Below are 2,466 nucleotides of genomic sequence, written 5' to 3' on the forward strand. Positions count from 1 at the left end.
GCTGGCCCGTCCGAAGCCCACCAGCCGCTTGCCCCGCCACAGGCTCACCACCACGGGGCTGCCGGCCAGCAGGGTGCGCAGCTGGGCGTAGCTGCGGTCCTGGGCCCAGAAGGCGTGGTGGTTGAACAGGCGCCGCAGCTTCAGCAGGGCGCGGCTGGGGCGCAGGCCGGGGCCGAGGCCGAACCAGCGCAGGCCTGGGGCGCCGGGAGCATGGCGAAGCAGCTGGATCGCGACCATGGCAACAACACCATGGCAACATCCTCCCAGTCACCCCGACGCTTTGAGCCAGCAGCGCAAGGGCATCGTTCTGGCCGGAGGCAGCGGCACCCGGTTGCACCCAATCACGCTGGCCGTGAGCAAGCAGCTGCTGCCGGTGTTCGACAAGCCGATGATCTACTACCCCCTCAGCACCCTGATGCTGGCGGGGATCCGCGAGGTGCTGATCATCACCACCCCCGCTGATCAGGAGCCGTTCCAGCGGCTGCTGGGCGACGGCCGCCGCTGGGGCATGGCCATTAGCTACACCGTGCAGCCCAGCCCCGATGGCCTGGCCCAGGCGTTTCTGATCGGAGAGTCCTTCCTGGCCGGCGCTCCCGCTGCCCTGGTGCTGGGCGACAACCTCTTCCACGGGCAGGACTTCAGCCCCCAGCTGCAGGGCTGCAATGGCCAGCAGCAGGGCGCCACGGTGTTCGCCTACCCGGTGCGCGATCCGGAGCGCTACGGCGTGGTGGCCTTCGATGGCGAGGGTCGGGTGCTGAGCATCGAGGAGAAGCCCGCCCAGCCCCGCAGCCGCTACGCCGTGACCGGCCTCTACTTCTATGACGACTCCGTGGTGGAGCGGGCCCGCCGGGTGGTGCCCTCCGCCCGGGGCGAGCTGGAGATCACCGACCTCAACCTCCAGTACCTGGAGGAGGGCAAGCTGCGGGTGGAGCTGATGGGCCGCGGCATGGCCTGGCTGGACACCGGCACCTGCGATTCCCTGCATGAGGCGGGCAGCTACATCCGCACGCTCGAGCATCGCCAGGGCCTGAAGGTGGGTTGCCCTGAGGAGGTGGCCTGGCGGATGGGCTGGATCGACGCCGAGCAGCTCGCCGGCCTGGCTGCCCCCTTGCGCAAGAGTGGCTACGGCGAGTATCTGCTGCAGGTGTTGGAGACAGACGATGCAGGTTGAGCCGCTGCGCAGTGCCTCAGTAGCCGTTCTGGAGGGGGTGCTGCAGCTGAGCCCAAGGGTGTTCGGCGACGAGCGGGGCTTTTTCTACGAGAGCTGGAACCAGCAGACCTTCAATGCCGTCGCGGGCGCCACGAGTTTTGTGCAGGACAACCACTCCCGCTCGCAGCAGGGGGTGCTCAGGGGCCTGCACTACCAGCTGCCGCCCCACCCCCAGGGCAAGCTGGTGCGCTGCGTGCTGGGCGAGATCTTTGATGTGGCGGTGGACATCCGCCGCAGCTCCCCCACCTGGGGCCAGTGGGGCGGCGCCCTGCTCAGCGCCGACAACAAGCAGCAGCTGTGGGTGCCGCCGGGCTTCGCCCACGGCTTCCTTACCCTCAGCCCCGAGGCCGAGGTGCTCTACAAGACCACCGACTTCTGGAGCAGGGACTGCGAGCGCGCCATCCGCTGGGATGATCCGGCCCTGGCGATCGCCTGGCCCCTGGAGGCCCTGGCCGGGGCCCAGCCCCAGCTGAGTGGCAAGGACGGCGCCGCGCCGCTGTTCGCCGAGCTGGCCGCGGGGGACCTGTTCCCATGAGCAACCCGGCCATGTGGCCGCCGGCCGGTGAGCCCCTCAAGGTGCTGCTCACCGGCGCCGCCGGCCAGCTGGGCCAGGCGCTGGTTGCCAGTGCGCCGGCGGGCCTGGAGCTGATCGCCACCAGCCGCAGCGGCGGCGAGGGTCTCAGCGCCCTGGACCTGGCCGATGCGGCCGCCTGCCGCCAGCTGGTGCAGGAGCTGCGCCCCCACTGGGTGCTCMMCGCCGGCGCCTACACGGCGGTGGACCGGGCCGAGAGCGAGCCGGAGCTGGCCGCGGCCGTGAATGCCGCGGCGCCGGCGGCCTTCGCCGAGGCCCTGGCCGGCAGCGGCGGCCGGCTGCTGCAAGTGAGCACCGATTTCGTCTTCGACGGCAGCCAGGGCACGCCCTACCGGCCCGACCAGCCCCTGGCGCCCCTGGGGGTGTATGGCGCCAGCAAGGCGGCCGGTGAACAGGCGGTGCTGGCCAGTGCCCTGGCGGAGGCAGGCGGCGCGCAGGTGTTGCGCACCAGCTGGGTGTATGGCCCGGTGGGCCGCAATTTCTGCCTCACCATGCTGCGCCTGCACGCCGAGAAGCCGGAGATCGGCGTGSWGGCCGACCAGGTGGGCTGCCCCACCAGCACCCCCACCCTGGCGGCCGCCTGCTGGCGGCTGATCGCTGTGGCCCGCGGTGGGGAGAAGGCCGCCGATCCAGCCGAGCCCCTGCCGCCCCTGCTGCACTGGAG

General features: G+C 71.4%; 3 protein-coding genes and 1 pseudogene. 3 read left to right on the forward strand and 1 reads right to left on the reverse strand.

Annotation, left to right across the window (positions count from 1 at the left end; genetic code table 11):
* Positions 1–237: pseudogene (locus IQ216_RS13325) on the reverse strand (N-acetyltransferase); the annotation flags it as partial.
* Between IQ216_RS13325 and rfbA the strand changes: the two are divergent.
* The 3 genes from rfbA to IQ216_RS13340 form a co-directional block, all read left to right on the forward strand.
* Positions 236–1,171 (forward strand): glucose-1-phosphate thymidylyltransferase RfbA, encoded by a 936-nt coding sequence (rfbA, locus tag IQ216_RS13330; protein ID WP_193815854.1) that lies wholly within the window; start codon positions 236–238, stop codon positions 1,169–1,171. The pseudogene IQ216_RS13325 and the gene rfbA sit on opposite strands and share 2 nt — an antisense overlap.
* Positions 1,161–1,745 carry a dTDP-4-dehydrorhamnose 3,5-epimerase gene (gene rfbC / locus IQ216_RS13335; RefSeq protein WP_193815855.1) on the forward strand — a complete coding sequence of 195 codons (585 nt, stop codon included), beginning with the start codon at positions 1,161–1,163 and terminating at the stop codon, positions 1,743–1,745. Before rfbA ends, rfbC begins: the two co-directional genes overlap by 11 nt.
* The coding region (locus IQ216_RS13340; RefSeq protein ID WP_228007521.1) for a sugar nucleotide-binding protein at positions 1,742–2,466 on the forward strand (725 nt) is incomplete at its 3' end. The genes rfbC and IQ216_RS13340, both read left to right, overlap by 4 nt.

This window comes from Cyanobium sp. LEGE 06143, from assembly GCF_015207535.1.
Classification (GTDB): Bacteria; Cyanobacteriota; Cyanobacteriia; order PCC-6307; family Cyanobiaceae; genus NIES-981.

Bases quoted from the DNA above. Each gene is read 5' to 3' on its own strand.
- rfbA (WP_193815854.1), top strand. From the start codon at position 236: ATGGCAACAACACCATGGCAACATCCTCCCAGTCACCCCGACGCTTTG.
- rfbC (WP_193815855.1), top strand. From the start codon at position 1,161: ATGCAGGTTGAGCCGCTGCGCAGTGCCTCAGTAGCCGTTCTGGAGGGG.